This window comes from Methylobacterium sp. J-076, assembly GCF_022829405.1.
In the GTDB taxonomy this organism is placed as follows: Bacteria; Pseudomonadota; Alphaproteobacteria; order Rhizobiales; family Beijerinckiaceae; genus Methylobacterium.
In genome coordinates, this window is the sequence record NZ_JAKSXW010000143.1 from 73,132 (window position 1) to 93,939 (window position 20,808).

The window sequence follows — 20,808 nt, forward strand, 5'->3', positions numbered from 1 at the left end:
GCACGGATCCTTGTCGTCGCCCGGCGGCCCCGATGGCCCGGTCGGCGCTTATTGAATTCAGAACCTGTATGCAAATTCTGTATTCGTTCAAGGGCAAAAAGCGACGGGTGCGGGCGATCGTCAGGTCCTGGCGATGGCCCGTTCGACGAAGGCGATGACGCCCGCGACATAGGCGTGGATCGGTGTCCCGCGTTTCCGGTATTTCGCCCGCTTGACGTACCAGTCCTGCAGCAGCGGCTTGATCAGCGCGGCGGTCAGGTCGATGTCGGGGACGGTGAAGACGCCCTGCGCGACACCGCGGGCGAGCACATCCGCGAAGATCCGTTCCGTGGCGAGCTCGCTCTCGGTGGCGAACGCCCGGGCGGCGGCCGGAAAGCCCTTCGCCTCCATGAAGGCGAAGACGAACCAGGGTTGCATCGCCTCGGTCAGCCGGATGTGCGTGTCGATGAGCCAGCGCAGGTGCGCGGCCGGGTCCGCATCGAGCCCCGCCGGCGCATCCCGGAGGACCGCCCCCACCGTCTCGGACACCTCCGTGAGGATCATCACGAGGAGCGTGTTCTTGTTGTCGAAGTACGAATAGAGGCCGCCCATGCTGAGGCCGGAGACCCGCGCGAGGTCCCGCAGGCTCATCTCGTGGAAGCTCTGCCGGCTCGAGAGTTTCAGCACCGCCTCGATGATCCGGGCGAGGTTGGCGGTGGCGAGGTGCGGCTTGCGCACGCTCACCCGGTCGCGGTGGCGCTCGAGAATGCGCGCGCAGATCGCCTCGGTCGAGGTGGCGTTCCTCGGGACCGTCTCCAACGGCGTGTTCTGGGAATCCGCAGCTTCGGCCAGCGTCATCGTTCCATGATCGTGCGCGCTCGCCGCCGACGCGCCCTGCCGGATCCATAGCCTATTGCCAACGGGGAATCCAAGGGCTAAAAAATTCGAGCGCTCGCTCGTTTTTTGGGCGTTGCGGCGGGCGTTGCGGAAGGCTGCCACGATGGATTTCACCATCTCCCCCCAGGTCGAGGCGTACCGCGCCCGCATCGCGGCCTTCGTGGACCGGCACATCCTCCCGGTGGAGGCGGACCGGTCGTGCTTCGACGCCCACGGCAACATCGCCCTGCCGGAGCTGGAGCGCCTGCGGGCGCTCGCCCGGGCGGAGGGGCTGTGGTGCCTCCAGCTCGCCCCCGAGACCGGCGGGGCCGGCCTGTCGAAGGTCGGCATGGCGGTCTGCTACGAGGCGATGAACCGCTCGATCTTCGGGCCGGTGGTGTTCAACTCCGCCGCCCCGGACGACGGCAACATGATGGTGCTGGAGAAGGTCGCCACCCCCGCGCAGAAGGCGCGCTGGCTCGCCCCGATCGTGGCGGGCGAGGTCCGCTCGGCCTTCGCCATGACCGAGCCCCACCCCGGCGGCGGCTCCGACCCCGGCATGATCCAGACCCGCGCCGAGCGCCGGGGGGACACCTACGTCGTCACCGGGCGCAAGTGGTACATCACCGGGGCGGAGGACGCGGCCCACTTCATCCTGATGGCCCGCACCTCCGACGACGCGCGCAAGGGCCTGACCGCCTTCCTGTTCCACCGGGACCAGCCGGGCTGGGAGATCCTGCGCCGCATCCCGATCATGGGGCCGGAGGAGCACGGCGGCCACTGCGAATTGCTGTTCGACGGGCTGGAGATCCCCGCCGAGAACGTCCTGATGAAGGAGGGCGACGGGCTCAAGCTCACCCAGATCCGCCTCGGCCCGGCCCGGCTGACCCACTGCATGCGCTGGCTCGGCCTGTCGAAGCGCTGCGTCGAGATCGCCCGCGCCTACGCCGCCGAGCGGCAGGGCTTCGGGGTGCGGCTCGCCGACCGGGAGAGCATCCAGCTGATGCTCGGCGACCTCGCCATGCGCATCGAGATCGGCCGGCTGCTGGTGATGAAGGCCGCCTGGGCGCTGGACCAGGGCAGCTTCGCCCGCAAGGAGGTCTCGATGGCCAAGGTCCACGTCGCCAACCTGCTGCACGCGGCGGCCGACACGGCGATCCAGATCAACGGCGCCCGGGGCTACTCCACCGACACGCCGCTGGAATGGATCTACCGCTACGCCCGCCAGGCGCGGCTCGTGGACGGGGCCGACGAGGTCCACAAGATGGTGCTCAACCGCAACCTCGAGGCCGAGGGCGACGCCTTCTGGACCTGGGACGTGGGGGCGTGAGCACCCGGCCGTCCTGCCCAACCCCGTCATCGCGGACGCAGTGAGGGGACCCAGGGCAGCGGGACGATCTGAAGCGTGGCGCATCCCTGGATTGCTTCGCTGCGCTCGCAAAGACGGTGGTGTCCCTTCGAACGAAGTGACGCGGCACGAACGAACAGAATGAGGTCGTCATGACGGATGTGGTCATCACCGGGGCGGTGCGCACCGCGATCGGCACCTTCGGCGGGTCGCTGGCGGCGATTCCGCCGGCCGAGCTCGCCGCGCAATGCGTGAGCGAGGCGCTGAAGCGATCCGGCACGGCGGGCGAGGAGATCGGCCACGTCGTCTTCGGCCACGTCATCCCGACGACGCCGCGGGACGCCTACATCGCCCGGGTCGCCGCCATCGAGGGCGGCATCCCCAAGGAGGTGCCGGCGATGACCGTGAACCGCCTCTGCGGCAGCGGCCTCCAGGCCCTGGTCTCGGCGGCGCAGGCGGTGATGCTGGGCGATGCCGAGGCGGCGGTCGCCGGCGGTGCCGAGAGCATGAGCCGCTCGCCCCACCTCCTGTCGGCGGCGCGGTTCGGCCAGAAGATGGGCGACATCACGGGCGTCGACTACATGGTCGGCGTGCTCTCCGACCCGTTCGGCCACGGCCACATGGGCGTCACCGCGGAGAACATCGCCAGCCGCTACGGCATCTCCCGCGAGGATCAGGACGCCTTCGCGGCGGAAAGCCAGGCCCGCGCGGCCAAGGCCATCGCCGAGGGCCGGTTCCGTGACCAGATCCTGCCCATCGCGGTGCAGCGCAAGCGTGAGACGGTCCCCTTCGACACCGACGAGCACCCCAAGGCCACGAGCCGTGAGGACCTCGCCAAGCTGCGCCCGGCCTTCGCCAAGGACGGCAGCGTCACCGCGGGCAACGCGTCCGGCCTCAACGACGGCGCCGCCGCCCTGGTGCTGATGAGCGCCGGGAAGGCCGCCCGCGAGGGCGCCACGCCGCTCGCCCGGATCGTCGGCTACGCCCATGCCGGCGTCGACCCCTCCGAGATGGGCATGGGCCCGGTTCCGGCGGTGCGCCGCCTGTTCGCGCGCACCGGCCTGCGCGCCGCCGACTTCGACGTGATCGAATCGAACGAGGCCTTCGCCGCCCAGGCCTGCGCGGTGTCCCGCTCCCTCGACCTCGACCCGGACAGGGTGAACCCGAACGGCGGCGCCATCGCGCTCGGCCACCCGATCGGCGCCAGCGGCGCGATCATCGCGGTGAAGACCCTGTACGAACTCGCCCGGACCGGCGGTCGCTACGGCCTCGCCACCATGTGCATCGGCGGCGGCCAGGGCATCGCCGTCGCCTTCGAACGCATCCAGTGAGGGCGCGATGAGCGGGATGTTCGATCTCACCGGCCGGCATGTGCTGGTCACGGGCGCGTCGAGCGGGCTCGGGCGCCACTTCGCCGGAATGCTCGCGCGCTCCGGGGCGCGGCTCTCCCTCGGCGCCCGCCGGGCGGAGGCCCTGGCCGAGACGGTGGCCGCCGTCGAGGCGCAGGGCGGGGAGGCGCAGGCCCTCGTCATGGACGTGACCGACCGGGCGGGGATCGAGGCGGCCCTGGACCGGGCGCAGGAGCGGTTCGGCCCGGTGGCCGTCCTCGTCAACAATGCCGGCGTCACCACCACGACCCCCGCCCTCGACCTCGACGAGGCCGAGTGGGACGGGGTGCTCGACACCAACCTGAAAGGCGCGTTCCTCGTCGCCCAGGCCACCGCCAAGCGCATGGTCGCGGCCGGGGCCGGGGGCAGCATCGTCAACGTCGCCTCGATCCTCGGCCTGCGGGTCGCCGGGGGGCTCGCCCCCTACTCCGCCTCGAAGGCCGCGGTGATCCAGCTGACCAAGAGCCTCGCCCTCGAATGGGCGCGGTACGGCATCCGGGTGAACGCCCTGGCGCCGGGCTACGTGCGGACCGAACTGAACGCCCGGTTCTTCGATTCCGAGCCGGGGAGGGCGCTGATCAAGCGCGTGCCCCAGCGGCGCCTCGGCGAGGCGGACGAACTCGACGGCGCGCTGTTGCTGCTCGCCTCGGATGCCGGATCCTACATGACCGGCTCGGTCATCGCCGTCGATGGCGGCCACCTCGTGTCGGGGCTTTGAGCATGGACGAGATGCGGCTCGGCGCCTGGATCGCGGGGCATCTCCGGGAGCCCGGCCTGACGATCGAGGAGAACCGGCCGCTCGGCGGCGGCTCGATCCAGGAGAACCGCCTGATCCGCTGCCGGCTCGGCGAGGGCCGCCGCGAGTTCGTCCTGCGCAAGGACGCCCCGGCCACCATCGCCTCCAGCCGGAGCCGGTCCGAGGAGTTCCGCCTGCTGCAGGCCGCCTGGGCGGCGGGGGTGCGCGTGCCGGAGCCCGTCGGCCTGTGCGAGGATCCCGAGGTGATCGGCGCGCCCTTCGCCCTGATGGGCCTCGTGGCGGGCGTCGGCCTCGGCCCCCGGATCGCCAAGGACCTCACGCTCGGCGGCGACCGGGAGACGCTGGCCCGGGACCTCGGGCGGGAGCTCGCGAAGATCCACGGGGTGCTCGACCCGCGCGGCGACCCGCCCCCGGACCTCGCCTTCCTCGGCCCCCCGGAGCCCGATCCCGCCCGCGCCGAGGTGCTGCGGCTGCGGGCGAACCTCGACGGGATCGGCGCCAAGCGCCCGGCCATCGAATGGGGCCTGCGCTGGGCCGAGGTCGCGGCGCCTCCCTGTCCTGCCCCGGCCCTGGTCCACCGGGATTTCCGCACCGGCAACTACATGGTCGATGAGGCGGGCCTCACCGCGATCCTCGATTGGGAGTTCTCGGGCTGGGGGGATCCGGTGCAGGACCTCGGCTGGTTCTGCGCCGCCTGCTGGCGCTTCGGCCGGCAGGACAAGGAGGCCGGCGGCATCGGCTCCCGCGAGGCGTTCTACCGGGGCTACCGGGAGGGCGGCGGACGGCCCTTCACCCCCGAGGCCGTGGCCTATTGGGAGGTGATGGCGCACCTGCGCTGGGCGGTGATCGCCCTGGAGCAGGGGGCGCGCCACGTCTCCGGCCGGGAATTCTCCCTCGAACTCGCCCTCACCGGGCGGATGGTGCCGGAGCTGGAGCAGGCGATCCTGCGTGCCACCGGCCCCGCCGCCTGGCCCCGCTGACCCGAGAGACCTGCGCGATGCGTGACGACCCCTCCGGCGCCGCCCTGATCGATGCCGCCCGCCGGGCGCTCACCGAGGAGGTGGTGCCCGGCCTCGCCGGCCGCCCGCGCTACGTGGCGCTGATGGTGGCCAACGCGCTGGGCATCGCCCTGCGCGAGATCGCGCAGGCCGACGCGGTGGCGCATGCCTGGGACAGGGCGCTGCCCCCCGGCCCCGAGCCGGAGGACGCCAAGCGCGCGACGCTGGTCGCCGCGATCCGCGCCGGCGGCCACGACGGCGACGCGGCCCTCCACGCCGCGCTGCTGGAAACCGCCACGGTCGCCTCCGGGATCTGGAAGGCGCCCAAGGCGGCGGACGCGTAGGGCGTTCGTCGTCAGTCCCGAGCGAAGGAGGCCGGCCGGAAGGATCGGGCGGGCCGGATCGCCCGTCCGGATCCCACACCATTCTTGCGCGCGCAGCGAGGCCATCTCGGGGAGCGGGACGTTTCGAGACCTCGCGCGTCCCCGGATTGCGTCGCGTGGCTCGCAGGGACGGTGGGAGGCGGGGACTTCAGGGCCCGCTTTCGCCGGCACCCCGCTGTCCCGCCGGGCGGTCGCCGCCGCTCCCCTCTCCCCGCAGGAAGAGGGGGGGACGATCCGCCGACCTCAGTCGCGGGCGCCCTCGCCCGCCCGCCAGGCGCGTTCCGCCTCGTCCCAGGCGGCCAGGGGTTGGAGGTCCGGGACCCAGGCGAGGCCGGTCTTGGCGTCCGAGGAGACGGCCTCCGGCGTCACCACCACGTCGAGGAGGGCAGGGCGGTTGGCGAGCGCCCGCGCGATCGCCGGGCCGAGATCCTCCTCGCGCTCCACCCGCTCGCCGTGCATCCCCAGGGCCCGGGCCATGCCGGCATAGTCGCTGAAGGCCAAGCGCGTGCCGACCACCTTGCCGTGGGTCACCGTCTGGTCGTGGACCTCGATCTGCCACGCGCCGTTGTTGGCCACCACGATCAGGACCGGGGCCTTGTGCCGGGCCGCCGTGTCGAGCTCGATGGCGTTGAAGCCGAAGGCGCCGTCCCCCGTCGCCACCACGGTCGTGCGCTCCGGGCAGGCGAGGCTCGCGGCGATCCCGTAGGGCACGCCGACGCCGATGCAGCCGAACGGCCCCGGATCGAGCATGGTCGAGGCCGAGAGGCCGATCCGGGCGAAGCTCAGGAAGTCGCCGCCGTCGGTCACCACGATGGCGTCGGGTTCGATGGCCGCCTGCAGGGCCGCGATGACGCGGTTGGGATGGAGCCGCCCGTCGCTCCCGGCGGGGGCGGAGGCCATGGTCTGCCGCAGCTTGGTCGCCCGCTGGTCGTGCTTGGACCGGAGGGTCTCGGCCCAGCCCCGATCGACGGCGCTCGCCCGGTTCCCCGCCGCGTCCAGCAGGGCGCGCAGTGCCGCGGCGGGGTCGGAGAGGATCTCGACGGCACCGCGGCGGTTGTCGCGCAGTTCGGCCGGGGTGTCGGCGAGGCGCACGAAGCGGGCGTCCCCGAACACCGCCGGGGACCCGTAGGCGAGCTGGAAGTCCAGCCGGCGGCCGACGGTGAGCACGACGTCCGCATCGCCCATCACCGCCCCGCGCATGGCGCCGACGACGGAGGGGTGGGCATCGGGCACGAGGCCGCGGCTCTCGCCGGTGTCGAGGTAGACCGCGCCGAGCCGGTCGAGCAGGGCGATCAGTTCCGGCCCGGCCCGGCGGGCGCCGCGCCCCGAGATCACGAGGACGCGCCGGGCCGACCACAGCAGGTCCACCGCCTGCGCGATGCGGGCGGGGTCGGGCTGCGGCACGACGCGGGGCTTGGACCCGAGGTGCTCCTCCATCTGGAGGGGCTTGGGCACGAGGCCGCGCAGGGTGTCGGCGGGGAAGTCGATGTAGGACGGACCCGGCTCGCCGCCCTCGCCGAGGGCCCGGGCGATCGCCTCGTCGAGTTCGGCCAGCGCCAGGGCCGGCTCGCGGACGGTGCGGGCGTAGCGGGTGACCGTGCGCACGAGGTGGGTGTGGTCGAGGTCCTGCAGCCCGCCGCGGTTCTCCTGGCCGCGGGGGTTGGTGCCGGACAGGACCAGCACCGAGGCGCGGGAGACGTGGGCGTTGGCGATGCCGGTCACCGCGTTGGTCATGCCGGGGCCGGCCGTCACCAGGGCCACGCCCAGCTCCCCCGTCACCTCGTGGTGGGCCTGCGCCATGTGGACGGCGGCCCGCTCGTCGCGCACGTCGATGATCCGGATGCCCTCGGCGTCGAGGCGCATCCAGATCGGCATGATGTGGCCGCCGCACAGGGCGAAGACGCGGGTGACGCCGCGCGCCTTCAGGGACCGGGCGACGACGGCCGCGACGCTGTCGGGCGAGATCTGCATGGGCGATTCCTTCGATCGTGGGGGAGGCGGCGCCTCAGCTCGCGGCCCGGTGCCCGGCCTGGGCGAGGCGCTCGCCCTCCAGGACCTGCTCCTTCAGCACCCGGTGCATGACCTTGCCCGTGGCGTTGCGCGGCACGTCGTCCACCGGCACGAAGGACAGGCTGCGCGGGCATTTGTAGCCGGCGAGATGCTCCCGGCTCCATTCGATCAGCTCGTTGGTGTTCAGGGCGGCGCCATCGTGCAGCACCACGACCGCGTGGACGCGCTCGCCCCACTTGGCGTCGGGCAGGCCGATCACCGCCACGTCCCGCACCGCCGGGTGGCGCCCGAGCGCCGCCTCGACCTCGGACGGGTAGACGTTCTCGCCGCCGGAGATGATCATGTTGCTCTTGCGGTCCACGAGCTGGATGAAGCCGTCCGCGTCGCGGATCGCCATGTCGCCCACGGTGCAGTACTCGCCGTGGAAGGCGGCGGCCGTCTTCTCGGGCAGCTTCCAGTATCCGTCGAACAGGTACGGGTTGTTGCAGTACAGCTCACCCGGCTGCCCGTCGGGCACCTCGTTCCCCTCGGCGTCCAGCAGCTTGATCGGCGCCGAGCCGACGCATTCGCGGCCGACCGACCCGAGCTTCGTGAACTGCTCCCGCGGGTGGAGCATGGTGACCCAGCCGGTCTCGGTGGCGCCGTAGAGCTCGAACAGGCCGGAATTCGGAAACAGCTCCATCACCGCGCGCTTGGTCTCCTGCCGGGCGGGGGCGGACGAGATCATCAGCTTGGTGACGCGGTCGAGGTTGTACTTGTCCCGCACCCCGGCGGCGAGGCCGAGCATCATGATGTAATGGGTCGGGACCAGGGAGGTGAAGGTCGCCTCGCCCTCGGCCAGCGTCTTGAGGCAGTGCTCCGGGTCGAAGCTCTTGCGCGAGTAGATCGAGACGCTGCCGCCGCAATAGCTGAACGCCCCGAAGAAGTAGAGCGAGTTGGCATGGCACATCGGCATCACGAGCAGCGCGCCGTCGTTGCGGTGGATGCCGAGCTCGATCTCCGTGCACAGGGAGAGGTTCGCCGCGCCGCGATGGCTGCGGATCGCGCCCTTCGGGTTCCCGGTGGTGCCCGAGGTGTACATCAGCATCCAGGGGTCGTCGGGGGAGACCGTGACCTCCGGCTCCCCGGCGCTTCCCTGTCCGAGGAAGTCCTCGTAATCGCGGAATCCCGCCGGGCAGGGGTGGAGCCGGCCGAAATGGATCAGGTTCCCCACCGGGATGGACAGGTCGGCGCGGATCGCTTCCACGAGGCCGACGAGTTCGTCCTGGACGATGAGCGCCCCGGCCTCGGCGTTCTCGACGATGAAGCGCACTTCCTGGCCCACGAGCCGGAAGTTGATCGGCACGGCGACGAGACCGGCCTTGGCGGTGGCGGCGTAGATCTCGGCCCACTCGACGCAGTTGTAGGCCAGCACCGCCACGCGGGCGCCCTTGGCGAGGCCGAGGCCGAGCAGCGCGTTGCCGAGGCGGCAGGCCCGCTCGTTCCACAGGCGGAAGCTCATGGCGCGCTCGAGATCCCGCGCGCCGCTCGCCTCGGGGCGAAGGCGGGCATGCACCGAGAGCATCTGGCCGAACGTCAAAAGGTCCTTCATCGCACTCTCTCAGGCATGTCGAAGCGGCGCCGAACGTCGGCGCCGCGGCCGTTCCCTCGCGGGTCCCGCTGCTTGCCCCCGGGCGGGGCCCGCTACTTGCCCCCGGGCGGGCTGACGGCGTTCAGGACCGCGATCCGGTAGGCGCCGTCCTTCTCGCCGAGGAGGAAGACGTTGGTGGGCGGCGTGCCCTCGGCTCGGCCCTCGTCCTCGTCGAAGACGATCCGCAGGCGCTTCGTCACCGCCATGTTGGGCTTGAAGGTACCCCGCGCCTCGACCTCGGCAAGGCCGTCCGCCGGGAAGTCCTCGACCGCCATCTCCCTGATCGGCCGCCCGAAGGTGGTGCGGATCTGGAAGAGCGTCAGGCGCTTGCGCGGCAGGCGCACCCCGTCCCAGTTCACGAGGCGCTCGACGGCCGCCTCGTCCCGGTCGCGCAACGCGGCCTTGACGTAGTCGACCACCCCCTGCGGATCGGACGGCAGGGCCCCCTGCGCCGCGGTCGCGGCCGAGGGCGTGGCCTGCGCCCGCAGGGTGGGGGCGAGGCCGCAAAGCCCCGCCGCCAGGGCCAGGGTGAGGACGGCGGTCCTCACTTCGCGGCCGCCTTCTCCGGGGCGGCCGCGTCGGCGCGCTTTCCGCCCGTGGGCTTCTCGACCGCCTGGTCCATCACCTTGAACACCCACACGACGCCGCCCTGCGGCGCCATCCGCACCCGGCGCTCCTCGGGCAGGTGGCTGTTGATGCCCCCGAGCATCCGGTCGGCATCGACGCCCCAGCCGGACTGGACCGCGACGTACTGCACGCCGTCCACCGCGAAGGAGGAGGGCACGCCGATGGTGCCGGAGTTCAGGCGCATCTCCCACAGGACCTTGCCGGTCTTGCCGTCGAAGGCGCGGAACTTGCGGTCGCTGGTGCCGCCGGCGAAGACGAGGCCGCTGCCGGTGGTCAGCACCGGGCCCCAGGTGGCCGAATCCATGAAGTCATGGGTCCAGACCTGCTTGCCGGTGTTGGGATCCCACGCCTGAAGCTGGCCGATGCGGACCGGCTTGCTCACGTCGAGCCCGTCCTTGAAGCGCAGGCTCGACAGGATCTCCTCCACCGGCACGCCGATGTAGAGCTCGCCCGGCTTGCGGTTCTTCACCGCCACGCCCTGGATGTCGGCGCAGAGGTTGGTGTTGGCCGGGATGTAGAACAGGCCGGTGCCGGGGTTGTAGGCCTCCGGCGGCCAATCCTTGCCGCCCCACAGGCTCGGGCAGAACGAGACCTTCTTGCCCGTGGTGGGCACCCGCTCGGCGTGGTAGCTCGGCCGGCCGGTCTTCGGATCGAGCCCGGAGAACACGTCCTGCTCGACGAAGGGCTTGGCGTCCACGAAGTTGATCGGGCCGTCCTTGGTCCGCTCCAGGGTCCAGAGGTAGCCGTCGCGGCCGGCATGGAGGGCGGCGGGCACCTTCTTGCCGTTGCGCTCGATGTCGATCAGCACCGGGGCCGACACCTCGTCCCAGTCCCACGCGTCGTTGTAGTGGTACTGGTGGTGGCCCTTGATCTTGCCGGTGTTGATGTCGAGGGCGATCGCCGACGTGGAATAGAGGTTGTCGCCGGGGCGGGTGTCGGGCATCCACGGGCCGCCGTTGCCGGTGCCGTAGTAGGCGAGCTCCGTCTTCGGGTCGTAGGTGCCCTGGATCCAGACCGGCGCGCCGCCGGTCTTCCACGAGTCGCCCTTCCAGGTCTGGAAGCCCGGATCCTCGGGGCCCGCGACGGTGAAGGTCTTCCACGCCTCCTCGCCGGTCTCGGCGTCGAGGGCGGTGATGAAGCCGCGGATGCCGAACTCGCCGCCCGACACGCCGACCACGACCTTGCCCTTCGCCACCAGGGGCGAGAGCGTCATGTAGTAGCCGTCCTTCCACTTGGCGACGCACTTGGTCCAGGCGACCTTGCCGGTCTTGGCCTCCAGGGCGACGACGCAGGCGTCGGTGGTGGCGACGTAGACCTTGTCGCCGTAGAGCCCGACGCCGCGGTTGGTCGGGTGGAGCTGGAACAGCTCCGGCGGCAGGTCCTTCTGGTAGCGCCACAGCACCGTGCCGTCGCGGGCATCGACCGCCAGCACCTGCGCCTGGGGCGTCGAGATGAACATGACGCCGTCGTTGACGATCGGCGGGGCCTGGTGGCCGTCCATCACGCCGGTCGAGAGGGTCCAGGCCGGCACCAGCCGGGCGACGTTTTCGGAGGTGATCTTGGCCAGCGGGCTGTAGCCCCAGCCGGCGTAGTTGCCCCGGTACTGGAGCCAGTTCTCGGGCTCGGGATTGGCCAGCCGCTCATCGGTGACGGACTTGTAATCCTGCGCCGCCTCGCCGGCCTGCGCGGCGGCGAGGGTGCCGCAGGTCAGGGCCGTCGCCCCGACGAGGATGGCGGCGAGCTTTCGCCCGGCGCCGCGACCATGCTTCTCGGACATCGTTGCACTCCCTGACGTTCTGTTCTTGTCGGATCGGTTCGGCCCGGCATCCCCGCGGGGGCGTCGGGCGACATCGCGCGCACCGGCCGGTGCCGGCGGTGTCAGGCGCCCGGACCGGGCTTGCCGAGGAAGGCGCCGGCCGCCACGGCCTCGCCCTTGTCGTTGGCCGCCAGCGGCAACACCGGGATGCGCTTGCGGGCGGGGCCCTTGGCGACCCGGCCGCCTTCGCCGGGGACGAATTCCGAGCCGTGGCAGAAGCAGAGCAGCGCCTTGTTGGCCGGATCCCAGCCGTTCACCGTGCAGCCCTGGTGGGTGCAGATCGCCGAGAGGGCGACCACGTTGTCGGCGGCGTGGGGCTTGGTGTCCTCGTCGATGTCGGCCTCGGGCACCCGCACGAGGACGATCTTGGCGAAGCGCGACTCCGTGCGCTGGACGCCGGAGGGATCGACGGCGGTCGCCAGCACGGGCTCGGCCTCCTTCAGGGCGGAGAGGACCACCGGCTTCCCCTCCAGGTCGCCGTCCGCGTAGACGAGGCTGTCGCCCTTCTCGGGCAGCTCCTCCTCCGCCCCCGCGAGGACGGGGCTGGCGAGGCAGCAGCCGGCCAGCCCCAGGAGGGCGGTGCGCCTGTCGATCATCGTCCCGGAACCGTCATTCACCGACATCGCATGCGTTTCCTCTGCTGACCGGCCAGGGCGGCGACTGCCTCACCCCGAACGCGACAGTTGCCGCGTCCGGCCGCCTTTTCGATCGGCTTTCCTGACATTCGGCCTGCCTTCGTTACGGGAAGGTCAGTCCATCGCCGGCCACGACTGTCACGGGTACTTGTCGTCCGCCGTGATTCTTATGGAATGTAGACGTACTTCAGGTACACGGCATTCGTCGGCGTCATGTTGACGCCGTAAACGCTGCGCGAGTAGCGCACCGTGATCGATTGCTTCGGATCGTAGAACACCGCGAGACCCGCGCCCAGGGCGAGATCCTGCCCGTGGCTGTTGGGGATGACGAGGTGGCTGATGGCCAGGTCCGAGGCCGTGTTGTACTGATAATCGAGCGCCAGGAACGGCTCGACCGGGAATTTCGGGTCGTTCAGCTTGAAGCCGAGGCGCAGGTTGGTGTGGAACGTCATGCCGGGGTTGATCCGCGGCTGGCCGGGGGCCCGCTGCTCGCCGCGGAAGATGCCGCCGGCATCGCCGGTGAAGCTCAGCCGCTCGCTCTGCACGTCGAACAGGATGCTGGACAGGTTGGCGTAGTAGTTGTTCGTGAAGTTGTCCGTCCCGATCGGCGCCTGGAGGAAGCTCTGGAAGCCGAGGGTGCTGTTCTCCGTCGGCTTGATCCAGGTCGCCGCGCCCCAGATCGTGTCGCCGAAGCCGAGCTGCTCGCCCCCGCCGCGCACGCCGAGATAGGCCTCCGGCAGGATCGCCTCGAGGGCGATGCCGACGCCGGGGAGGGAGTCGAGCGTCGTGAAGTAGACGAACTTGCTCAGGCCGACGGCGAGGTTCTGGCGAGGCTGGCTCGTCAGGTTGCCGCGCGCGTCGAAGTACTGCGAGCTCGAGTTGAACTCACCGTATTGAACGAAGGCGAAAAAGTCCTTGTAGTTGACCGGCAGTTCGTATTCGCGCGGGCCGATCACCGCGAAGGTGACATCCGCCGCGACGGCTCCGCCCTGTGGCAGCGCCAGGCTCAGCAGGCCCAGCGCCGCCGCGGCGACACGTGTCGTTCCCTTTCCCATGGCATCCCCCAAAGATCGATTTGATTTTTCATTTTCTTATATTTTTGTTTTTGTAGCGTGATCAGGACTGAATATAGACCACGTGAGTGCTGGTGTACTCGTAGAGCCCGTGCTTGCCGTCGGCGCCGCCGATGCCGGACTTGCGGTTGCCGGCGTGGAAGCCCTGCATCGCCTCGAAGTTCTCGCGGTTGATGTAGGTCTCGCCGAAGTTCAATTCACGGCTGGCCTTCAGGGCATGCGACAGGTTCTCGGTGTAGATCGAGGAGGTGAGGCCGTATTCGGTGTCGTTGGCCAGCGAGATCGCCTCGTCCAGGCTGTCGACCGTCATCACCGGCAGGACCGGCCCGAAGATCTCCTTGCGCATCACGTCCATGTCCTGGCGGCAGCCCGTGAGCACGGTCGGCTCGTAATAGGTGCCCTGGCCCGCCTCGGCCGTGCCGCGGCCGCCGGTCACGACGGTGGCGCCGCTGTCGAGCGCGGAGCGGACCAGCTCCTCGACCTTGCACACGCCCGCCCGGTTGATCATCGGCCCCATGTCGACCTCGGAGCCCCCGAGCGGATCGCCGACGCGCAGCCTCTTCATCTCCTCGGAGACCTTCGCGACGAAGGCCTCGGCGATGGGCCGCTCGACGTAGACGCGCTCGGCCGCGTTGCAGACCTGCCCGCTGTTGAGGGTGCGGGAGGCGGCCACCGCCTTGGCCGCCTTGTCGAGGTCGGCGTCCTTCAGGACGATGGCGGGCGCCTTGCCGCCGAGTTCGAGGTTCACCTTCGTGATGTTGCGGGCGGCCGTGGCCATGATCCGCGAGCCCGTCGCCGCGCTGCCGGTGAAGCTGATCAGCCCGACATCCGGATGCGCGCAGATCGCCTCGCCGACGCCCGCGCCGGTGCCGTAGACGAAGTTGATCACCCCCTCGGGGATATCGAGCCCGTCGAGCAGCGCGATGAAGGCCGCCGCGTTGAGGGGCGTCTCCTCGCTCGGCTTGATGACGATGGCGTTGCCGGTGACGAGCGCCGGGCCGAGCTTGCGGGCGATGAGGAAGAACGGGAAGTTCCAGGGCAGGATCGCGCCGACGACGCCCACCGGCTTCCGGAACAGGAAGATGTTCTCGTTCGGCCGGTCGCTCTCGATGATCTCGCCTTCGATCCGGCGGGCCCACTCGGCCATGTAGTCGAGGTAGTCCGCGGCGAAGGCGACCTCGACCTTGGCGAGGCCCAGGAGCTTGCCCTGCTCCTCCGAGATCGTCCGGGCGATCGGCTCGACGCGCTCGCGGATCTTGGCGGAGATGGCGCGGAGGGCGTGGGCGCGCTGGATCGCGGGGAGCCGGCCCCAGGAGACCTGGGCCTTCTTGGCCGCCGCCACCGCTTCGTCCACGGCCGCCGCCGAGGAGACCGGCATCTCCGAGATCACGGCGCCGGTGGACGGGTTGAGCACCGGAATCAGGTCGCTCGTGCCGCTGGAGATCAGGCGGCCGCTGATGTAATTCGAAAGAGGGGCGTTCACGGTGATCCTCCCAAATTCCCGGTTGATGTTTTTATTATTCTTATTGTTATTCGAGTTTTTCGATGCGGTCTTGTGCGCCGCTATGTTTTATCGACTTCAAAAACCGCCATCGGCGGACCATTCTGAGGATGGAATTGTCGTCGTGGCAGCAGCCATGATTTGCTGTCGGGGTCGATGAGTCGATGAATAGTCGCTCTAATATCGTCGGAGTTTTGAATCTAACCCAATCATAATCGCCGCGAACCGTTCGAATGTCTGTGGAAGATCGGTGGCCGGACGCCGGGGCATCGATGGCAGCGGCCATTCAGCATCTTGCAGCCGGTCACGCTTTACGGGCATGGAAGCTGCGTCATGGTTCTCGGGGCTGCACATTTCGAATTCGAAGTTCGCATTCGAATGCGTACACGGCTTCGAAATTTAGTGCAAGCGGTCGGGCGACGAGTTTATGGATGGCCCCGGCGGGCGGACAGGTTTCGATGCCGAGAGTAACAATTGTGCCGAGTCTGGTGGGCCAGGTCTACGAGCGCATCCTCGACGAAATTTGCGACGGCACGCTGCCGGCGAACACGCGCCTGATTCAGGATGAATTGGCGGAGGCCTACGAGGTCTCCCGGCAACCCGTGCAGCAGGCGATCATGCTGCTACGGGACCGGGGTTTCGTGGAGGATGCGCCCAAACGCGGCGTCGTCGTCGCCGAACTCAACGTCGGGCTGATGCGCAGCGCCTACGAGGTCCGCGAAGTGCTGGACGGCCTCTCCTGCCGGCTCGCGGCCGAGCGTTCGGATGAACAGGCCGAGGCGCGCGGCCAGGAGATCATCGCCCGCGGGCGCGAGGCGATCGCCAGCGGTTCGATCGCCCGCCAGATCGCCGAGGACATCGCCTTCCACCAGTTCGTCACCGAACTCTCGGGCAATGCGGTCATCGAGGAGGCCGCCCGTCCCCACTGGCATCACATGCGCCGGATCATGGGCGAGGTGCTGAGGGTCGAGCGCAACATCTCCGCCGACATCTGGGACGAGCACGCCCAGATTCTGCAGGCGATCGTCATGAAGGATGCGGCCAGGGCCGAGCGGCTCGGCCGGGCCCATATCAGCCGGGCCTCGGCCAAGTTCGTCTCGAAGCTCGAGACGATGCACGAGAACGCGAACGTCGAGCGGCGCAAGCGCACCGCCAGCCGCAGCGTCCGGTAGGCTCCGCGTCACGCACTCCGGGACGGACCGGGTCCGGTCCCGGATCGTGAGGCCCTCGGCCGCCGCGCGGGTCCATCGGCGGGCGTCCCCGGCCCCATCGGTGCAAGGGAAGCCCGCCGCCCGATCACTCGCGCCCGCCTTCCCGCGGATCCTTCATGCGCGGCACTTCCAGGCCGTTGACCTTGTCGGGGCCGGTCGCATCGGCGTCGTTCGGCCGGGGGGCCGCAACGGCCTCGCCGCCCGCCGGTCTCGCCTCCCCCGCGGGCGCGGGGGTGGTGACGGTGGGGGATGCTGTCTCGGTGACCGGCTGCGGGGTTTGCGCCGACGCCAGACCGCCGCCTCCGCTCACAATAATCGCGGTGGCAAGAAACAACCTCTTCATGCATTCCTCCTGTCGCGGGCACCAACGGCCGAACGACTGACCGGTTGCGCGCGGGGAGAAAGGTCCGCGGGCGGTGATCGACTGGCGAAGTCTTCTATACGGCCCTCGCCCCGGCCATGACACAAGTCGAGGGGCGATCCGCGGCGGATGAGAGCGTTGAACGGCGCGCCGATTCAGACCTCGCCGCCGGGATCGGACAGGAACAGAAATGCAAGATGGATGTTTTGACCGACGAGAAACCGCGATGACAGGATCACAGCGGATGCGTCCAGCCGTTACACTCGCCGCCGGAATCCTCTTCGCCGTCTTCGCCGCGGGCACCGGCCCGGCGTCGGCCGCACCGGGCCTCACGCCCGGGGCCGGGGCGGCGGGGGACGCCATCGTGCAGGTTCGGATGGCCCGGACGCACCGTTACCGGCGCGGCGCCCGGCGGGTGATGGGCCTGCCCACGCCCGGCACGCGGGCGCGCCATTCGCGGACGCGCCTTCCCCGCCTCTGAACCGGCATCGCCGCATCCCCGCCGGGCGGTGCGCCCCCGGCATGTGTGCGAATGCCCATTCCGATTGCCGCAATATCCAATGAGGGAGCGTTCGAGATGCGAAATCCTCGCCTGGCGATGATGGCCGGCCTCCTGACTGTCGCCGGGGCCGGGGCGGCCCTGGCCCAGGGCGCGCCCACGGCGAGCCCGACGGCCAATGGCGGCAACAGCGTGATCAACAACGGCCAGGGCTCCGGGACCGGCACCGCCTCGCCTGGGCCGGGGATGACCCTGAAGGAGGGCAGCAACCCGGTGCCGACCTCCGATCCGGTCGCCGATGGCGGCAACGCGGGCGTGAATGCCGGGGCCGGCTCGGGCACCGGCACGAAGGAGCCCAAGGGCGACAGGTAGGAACGCCCGCACGCCCGCGGGCCGATCCCGGTATCCATCGCCCGGCCGGGATGCCGAAGCGCTGAGCACGGGGCGGAACGTCTGGTAGGTTGCCCGCCGCAACGGTGTCGGATCCGCCGGGTGACGGGGCGGCCGGCGGGATGGGGAAGGAATGCGGATGACAGCGGCCATCGTCCTGCGCACGCACGGGGGCCCGGAGGTCCTCACCCTCGAAGAGGTCGTCGTCGGTGCCCCCGGCCCGGGCGAGGTCCTGATCCGGCAGACGGCGGTGGGGGTCAACTTCCACGATTGCTACGTGCGCTCGGGCCTCTACCGGACGCTTCCGCTGCCCGGCATCCCCGGCATCGAAGCGGTCGGCGTCGTCGAGGCCCTGGGCCCTGGCGTCGAGGGGTTTCAGGTCGGGCAGCGGGTCGGCTACGTGACCGGGGCCTATGGCGGTTACGCCGAGCGCCGGATCCTGCCGGCGTCGGTGGCGGTGGCGCTTCCGGACACCCTGGGCGACGTCGCGGCGGCGTCGCTGCTGCTCAAGGGGCTCACCGCCTGCATGCTGCTGCGGCGGGTCTACGCCGTGAAGGCGGGGGACACGATCCTGGTCCATGCCGCGGCCGGCGGCGTCGGCCAGCTCCTGTGCCGCTGGGCGCGCCACCTCGGGGCCACGGTGATCGGGACCGCCGGCAGCCCCGGGAAGGCCGCGATCGCCCGGGAGGCGGGCGCCACCGAGGTCATCCCCTACCGGGAGGGCGGTTTCGCCGACGCGGTGATGTCCCTCACCGAGGGGCGCGGGGTCGATGCGGTCTACGACGCCGTCGGTCGCGACACCTTCGCCGAATCGCTGAAGAGCCTCGCCTATTGCGGCGCCCTGGTGAATTACGGGCAGGCGTCGGGTCCGGTCGAGCCGGTGGCGCCCGCGGCGCTCGGCGCCCGGTCGAACTCCCTGTCGCGGCCCGTGGTGTTCCACTATCTCCGCGACCGCGCGTCGCTCGAGGCGATGGCCACCGAGGTCTTCGCGGCGGTCGCGGGCGGCGTTCTCCGCGCCGAGACGGGGCTGCAACTGCCCCTGGCCGCGGCCGGCGAGGCACACGCCGCCCTGGAGGCCCGGGCGACGACCGGAGCCGCCGTCCTGATCCCCTGAACGCCGGGGCGGGCGCCGCCGCCACGGTGGGGGAGCGGGGGCGCACGCCACCCATGGCCCGGCGCAGGGGGAGGGAGGCTCACCCCCTCTCGCTGGCGGCCCCGATCCGGTCGAGCTCCGCGATCACGTCCTCCGGCAGCGTCAGGGTGGCGGCGGCGAGGTTCTCGCGCAGGTGCGCCACCGACGACGTGCCGGGGATCAGCAGGATGTGGGGCGCGCGGCGCAGGAGCCACGCGAGGGCCACCTGCATGGGCGTCGCCCCCAGCCGAGCGGCCACCGCCGACAGCGCCGTGGATTGAAGCGGGCTGAAGCCCCCGAGGGGGAAGAACGGCACGTAGGCGGTGCCGGTGGCGGCGAGCTCGTCGATCAGGGCATCATCCCCCCGGTGGGCGAGGTTGTACTGGTTCTGCACACAGACGATCTCGGTGATGCGCCGCCCCTCGGCGACCTGTCGCCGGGTGGCGTTGCTCAACCCGATCTGTCGGATCAAGCCCCGATTCTGCAGCTCCGCCAGCACCGTGAGCGGCGCTTCGATCGCACCCTCCGCGGGGCCGTGCACGTCGAACATCAGGCGCAGGTTGACCACGTCGAGGACATCCACGCCCAGGTTGCGCAGGTTGTCATGGACGGCCTGCGTCAGGGCCTCCGCCGAGAAGGCGGGATTCCACGAGGCGTCCGGGCCGCGCAGGGCGCCGACCTTGGTGACGATCACCAGATCGTCGGGATAGGGATGGAGCGCCGTCCGGATCAGCTGATTGGTCACGTGCGGGCCGTAGAAGTCGCTGGTGTCGATGTGATCGACGCCTTGCGCCACCGCCTCCCGCAGCACGGCGATCGCCGCCGCGCGATCCTTTGGCGGCCCGAACACGCCCGGCCCGGCGAGTTGCATGGCGCCGTATCCGAGCCGCGTCACGCGGCGGTGCCCGAGGGGGAACGTCCCGGCTGTGGCGATGTCGGTCATGGGGGGTCTCCGTTGCCGGTCCGGATGTAGACGTGGGCGATTGATCGGATAAGCAGGGCTGATCGGAACGGGTTGTTCGGGTTTGCGCACGATGACGGCGGACCTCGCGGACCTTGCCGCCTTCATGACCGTGGCGCGGGCCGGTGGCTTCCGGGAGGGCGCCCGGGCCAGCGGCGCCAGCGCCTCGAGCCTGAGCGAGGGCGTGCGCCGGGTGGAGGCCCGCCTGGGCGTGCGCCTCTTGAACCGGACCACGCGCAGCGTGGCCCCCACCGAAGCCGGCGCCCGGCTGCTCGAACGGCTCGGGCCGGCCCTGGCGGAGGTCGAGGCCGCCCTCGACGTGGTGAACGGGTTCCGCGACCGGCCCGCCGGCCCGCTCCGGCTCAACGTGCCGGTCAGCGCAGCCCGGCTGGTGCTTCCCGCGATCGTGCCGCCCTTCCTGGCGGCCTATCCGGACATCCGGCTCGAGATCGTGGCCGAAGACGGCTTCGTCGACGTGCTGGCGGCGGGCTGCGATGCGGGCATCCGGTACGACGAGCGGCTGGCGCAGGATATGATCGCCGTGCCGATCGGCCCGCGGACGCAGCGGTTCGCCACCGTGGCCTCTCCGGCATACCTGGACCGCCACGGTCGCCCACAGCACCCCCGCGATCTTGTGAGCCATGCCTGCATCGGCGGGCGTTTCGGCAACGGCGCGACGGTGCCGTGGGAATTCGAGCGCGACGGGGAGGTTTTCCGCATCGACCCGACCGGTCCGCTGATCGTGCGCGTGGGCGGCGCCACGGACCTCGCCGTCGACGCCGCCATCGCCGGTGTCGGGATCCTCACCTTGTTCGAGGATTGGCTGCGGCCCCACCTCGCCAGGGGTGCGCTGGAGCCGGTGCTGGAGCCGTGGTGGCAGCCGTTTTCGGGGCCGTTCCTGTACTATCCCGGGCGCCGGCACCTCCCGGCTCCGCTCCGCGCCTTCGTCGATTTCATCGGCCCTGCGCGGGGAAACGCCGACGGGGCCGGCAAGTGAGCGCCACGCCGTCACCCCCGGGGCGACAGGGGGTCAAGGCAGGCCTCCCGGCGGATATGCGCCGACGTCACGTCGCCCTTCGGCACGGGCCGTTGGCGAAGGATGACAGGGACTTACGGTCGATTGGGGGGCCGAGTGGCGGAGACGGAGGGATTCGAACCCTCGATACCCGATTAAGGGTATGCTCATTTAGCAAACGAGTGCCTTCAGCCTCTCGGCCACGTCTCCGGCTGTTC

Annotated in this window: 20 protein-coding genes and 1 tRNA gene; 10 read left to right on the forward strand and 11 right to left on the reverse strand. The window is 70.7% G+C overall.

All coding sequences use genetic code 11. From position 1 onward, the window contains the following. Positions 1-120 precede the first annotated feature (120 nt). Entirely contained in the window at positions 121-837 is a 717-nt protein-coding gene (locus tag MKK53_RS19865; protein WP_243930484.1) for a TetR/AcrR family transcriptional regulator, read from the reverse strand. 142 nt (positions 838-979) lie between these two features. On the opposite strand from MKK53_RS19865, the gene MKK53_RS19870 reads away from it, so the two are divergent. The 5 genes from MKK53_RS19870 to MKK53_RS19890 all read left to right on the forward strand — a co-directional run bounded on the left by MKK53_RS19870 (position 980) and on the right by MKK53_RS19890 (position 5,690). Next, positions 980-2,185: an acyl-CoA dehydrogenase family protein gene (locus MKK53_RS19870; protein ID WP_243930485.1), complete on the forward strand. Its 1,206-nt coding sequence runs from the start codon at positions 980-982 to the stop codon at positions 2,183-2,185. Between the two features lie 170 nt (positions 2,186-2,355). After that, positions 2,356-3,534: a beta-ketothiolase BktB gene (gene bktB, locus MKK53_RS19875; protein WP_243930486.1), complete on the forward strand. Its 1,179-nt coding sequence runs from the start codon at positions 2,356-2,358 to the stop codon at positions 3,532-3,534. Positions 3,535-3,541: 7 nt separating this feature from the next. After that, entirely contained in the window at positions 3,542-4,309 is a 768-nt protein-coding gene (locus tag MKK53_RS19880; RefSeq protein ID WP_243930487.1) for an SDR family NAD(P)-dependent oxidoreductase, read from the forward strand. A 2-nt stretch (positions 4,310-4,311) separates the two neighbouring features. After that, positions 4,312-5,328 carry a phosphotransferase family protein gene (locus MKK53_RS19885; protein ID WP_243930488.1) on the forward strand — a complete coding sequence of 339 codons (1,017 nt, stop codon included), beginning with the start codon at positions 4,312-4,314 and terminating at the stop codon, positions 5,326-5,328. Between the two features lie 17 nt (positions 5,329-5,345). Beyond that, the gene (locus MKK53_RS19890) at positions 5,346-5,690 is read left to right on the forward strand and encodes a DUF6285 domain-containing protein (protein ID WP_243930489.1); all 345 of its coding nucleotides are present in this window, start codon (positions 5,346-5,348) and stop codon (positions 5,688-5,690) included. Positions 5,691-5,972: 282 nt separating this feature from the next. Here the strand turns inward: MKK53_RS19890 and MKK53_RS19895 are convergent, their stop codons facing one another. The 7 genes from MKK53_RS19895 to aldA all read right to left on the reverse strand — a co-directional run bounded on the left by MKK53_RS19895 (position 5,973) and on the right by aldA (position 15,003). After that, the gene (locus MKK53_RS19895; protein WP_243930490.1) at positions 5,973-7,700 is read right to left on the reverse strand and encodes a thiamine pyrophosphate-binding protein; all 1,728 of its coding nucleotides are present in this window, start codon (positions 7,698-7,700) and stop codon (positions 5,973-5,975) included. A 34-nt stretch (positions 7,701-7,734) separates the two neighbouring features. Further along, on the reverse strand, positions 7,735-9,330 hold the full coding sequence (locus MKK53_RS19900; protein ID WP_243930491.1) for a class I adenylate-forming enzyme family protein: 1,596 nt from the start codon (positions 9,328-9,330) through the stop codon (positions 7,735-7,737). Between the two features lie 92 nt (positions 9,331-9,422). Beyond that, on the reverse strand, positions 9,423-9,917 hold the full coding sequence (locus tag MKK53_RS19905; RefSeq protein WP_243930492.1) for a hypothetical protein: 495 nt from the start codon (positions 9,915-9,917) through the stop codon (positions 9,423-9,425). Next, positions 9,914-11,773: a PQQ-dependent dehydrogenase, methanol/ethanol family gene (locus MKK53_RS19910; RefSeq protein ID WP_243930493.1), complete on the reverse strand. Its 1,860-nt coding sequence runs from the start codon at positions 11,771-11,773 to the stop codon at positions 9,914-9,916. Before MKK53_RS19910 ends, MKK53_RS19905 begins: the two co-directional genes overlap by 4 nt. Positions 11,774-11,874: 101 nt before the next feature. Beyond that, on the reverse strand, positions 11,875-12,435 hold the full coding sequence (locus MKK53_RS19915; RefSeq protein ID WP_243930494.1) for a ubiquinol-cytochrome c reductase iron-sulfur subunit: 561 nt from the start codon (positions 12,433-12,435) through the stop codon (positions 11,875-11,877). A gap of 179 nt (positions 12,436-12,614) precedes the next feature. After that, entirely contained in the window at positions 12,615-13,502 is an 888-nt protein-coding gene (locus MKK53_RS19920) for a transporter (RefSeq protein WP_243930495.1), read from the reverse strand. A 61-nt stretch (positions 13,503-13,563) separates the two neighbouring features. Beyond that, a complete protein-coding gene (gene aldA / locus MKK53_RS19925) occupies positions 13,564-15,003 on the reverse strand; it encodes an aldehyde dehydrogenase (protein WP_243930496.1) in 1,440 nt (479 codons plus the stop codon). 449 nt (positions 15,004-15,452) lie between these two features. Here aldA and MKK53_RS19930 point away from each other — a divergent pair, with 449 nt between their 5' ends. Further along, the gene (locus MKK53_RS19930) at positions 15,453-16,193 is read left to right on the forward strand and encodes a GntR family transcriptional regulator (protein ID WP_243930497.1); all 741 of its coding nucleotides are present in this window, start codon (positions 15,453-15,455) and stop codon (positions 16,191-16,193) included. Positions 16,194-16,317: 124 nt separating this feature from the next. Here MKK53_RS19930 and MKK53_RS19935 read toward each other — a convergent pair whose 3' ends face one another. After that, on the reverse strand, positions 16,318-16,575 hold the full coding sequence (locus tag MKK53_RS19935) for a hypothetical protein (RefSeq protein WP_243930498.1): 258 nt from the start codon (positions 16,573-16,575) through the stop codon (positions 16,318-16,320). Between the two features lie 262 nt (positions 16,576-16,837). On the opposite strand from MKK53_RS19935, the gene MKK53_RS19940 reads away from it, so the two are divergent. The 3 genes from MKK53_RS19940 (at position 16,838) to MKK53_RS19950 (ending at position 18,596) form a co-directional block, all read left to right on the forward strand. Next, positions 16,838-17,074 (forward strand): hypothetical protein, encoded by a 237-nt coding sequence (locus MKK53_RS19940; RefSeq protein ID WP_243930499.1) that lies wholly within the window; start codon positions 16,838-16,840, stop codon positions 17,072-17,074. 96 nt (positions 17,075-17,170) lie between these two features. Further along, positions 17,171-17,464 (forward strand): hypothetical protein, encoded by a 294-nt coding sequence (locus tag MKK53_RS19945; protein WP_243930500.1) that lies wholly within the window; start codon positions 17,171-17,173, stop codon positions 17,462-17,464. A gap of 151 nt (positions 17,465-17,615) precedes the next feature. Continuing rightward, a complete protein-coding gene (locus MKK53_RS19950; RefSeq protein ID WP_313901570.1) occupies positions 17,616-18,596 on the forward strand; it encodes a quinone oxidoreductase in 981 nt (326 codons plus the stop codon). A gap of 79 nt (positions 18,597-18,675) precedes the next feature. On the opposite strand, the gene MKK53_RS19955 is transcribed toward MKK53_RS19950, so the two are convergent. After that, complete coding sequence (locus tag MKK53_RS19955; protein ID WP_243930501.1) at positions 18,676-19,557, reverse strand: aldo/keto reductase family oxidoreductase; 882 nt, start codon at positions 19,555-19,557, stop codon at positions 18,676-18,678. A gap of 91 nt (positions 19,558-19,648) precedes the next feature. Here MKK53_RS19955 and MKK53_RS19960 point away from each other — a divergent pair, with 91 nt between their 5' ends. After that, on the forward strand, positions 19,649-20,572 hold the full coding sequence (locus MKK53_RS19960; RefSeq protein WP_243930502.1) for a LysR family transcriptional regulator: 924 nt from the start codon (positions 19,649-19,651) through the stop codon (positions 20,570-20,572). A gap of 136 nt (positions 20,573-20,708) precedes the next feature. Here MKK53_RS19960 and MKK53_RS19965 read toward each other — a convergent pair. Next, positions 20,709-20,800, reverse strand: a tRNA-Ser gene (locus tag MKK53_RS19965). Between the last annotated feature and the right edge of the window lie 8 nt (positions 20,801-20,808).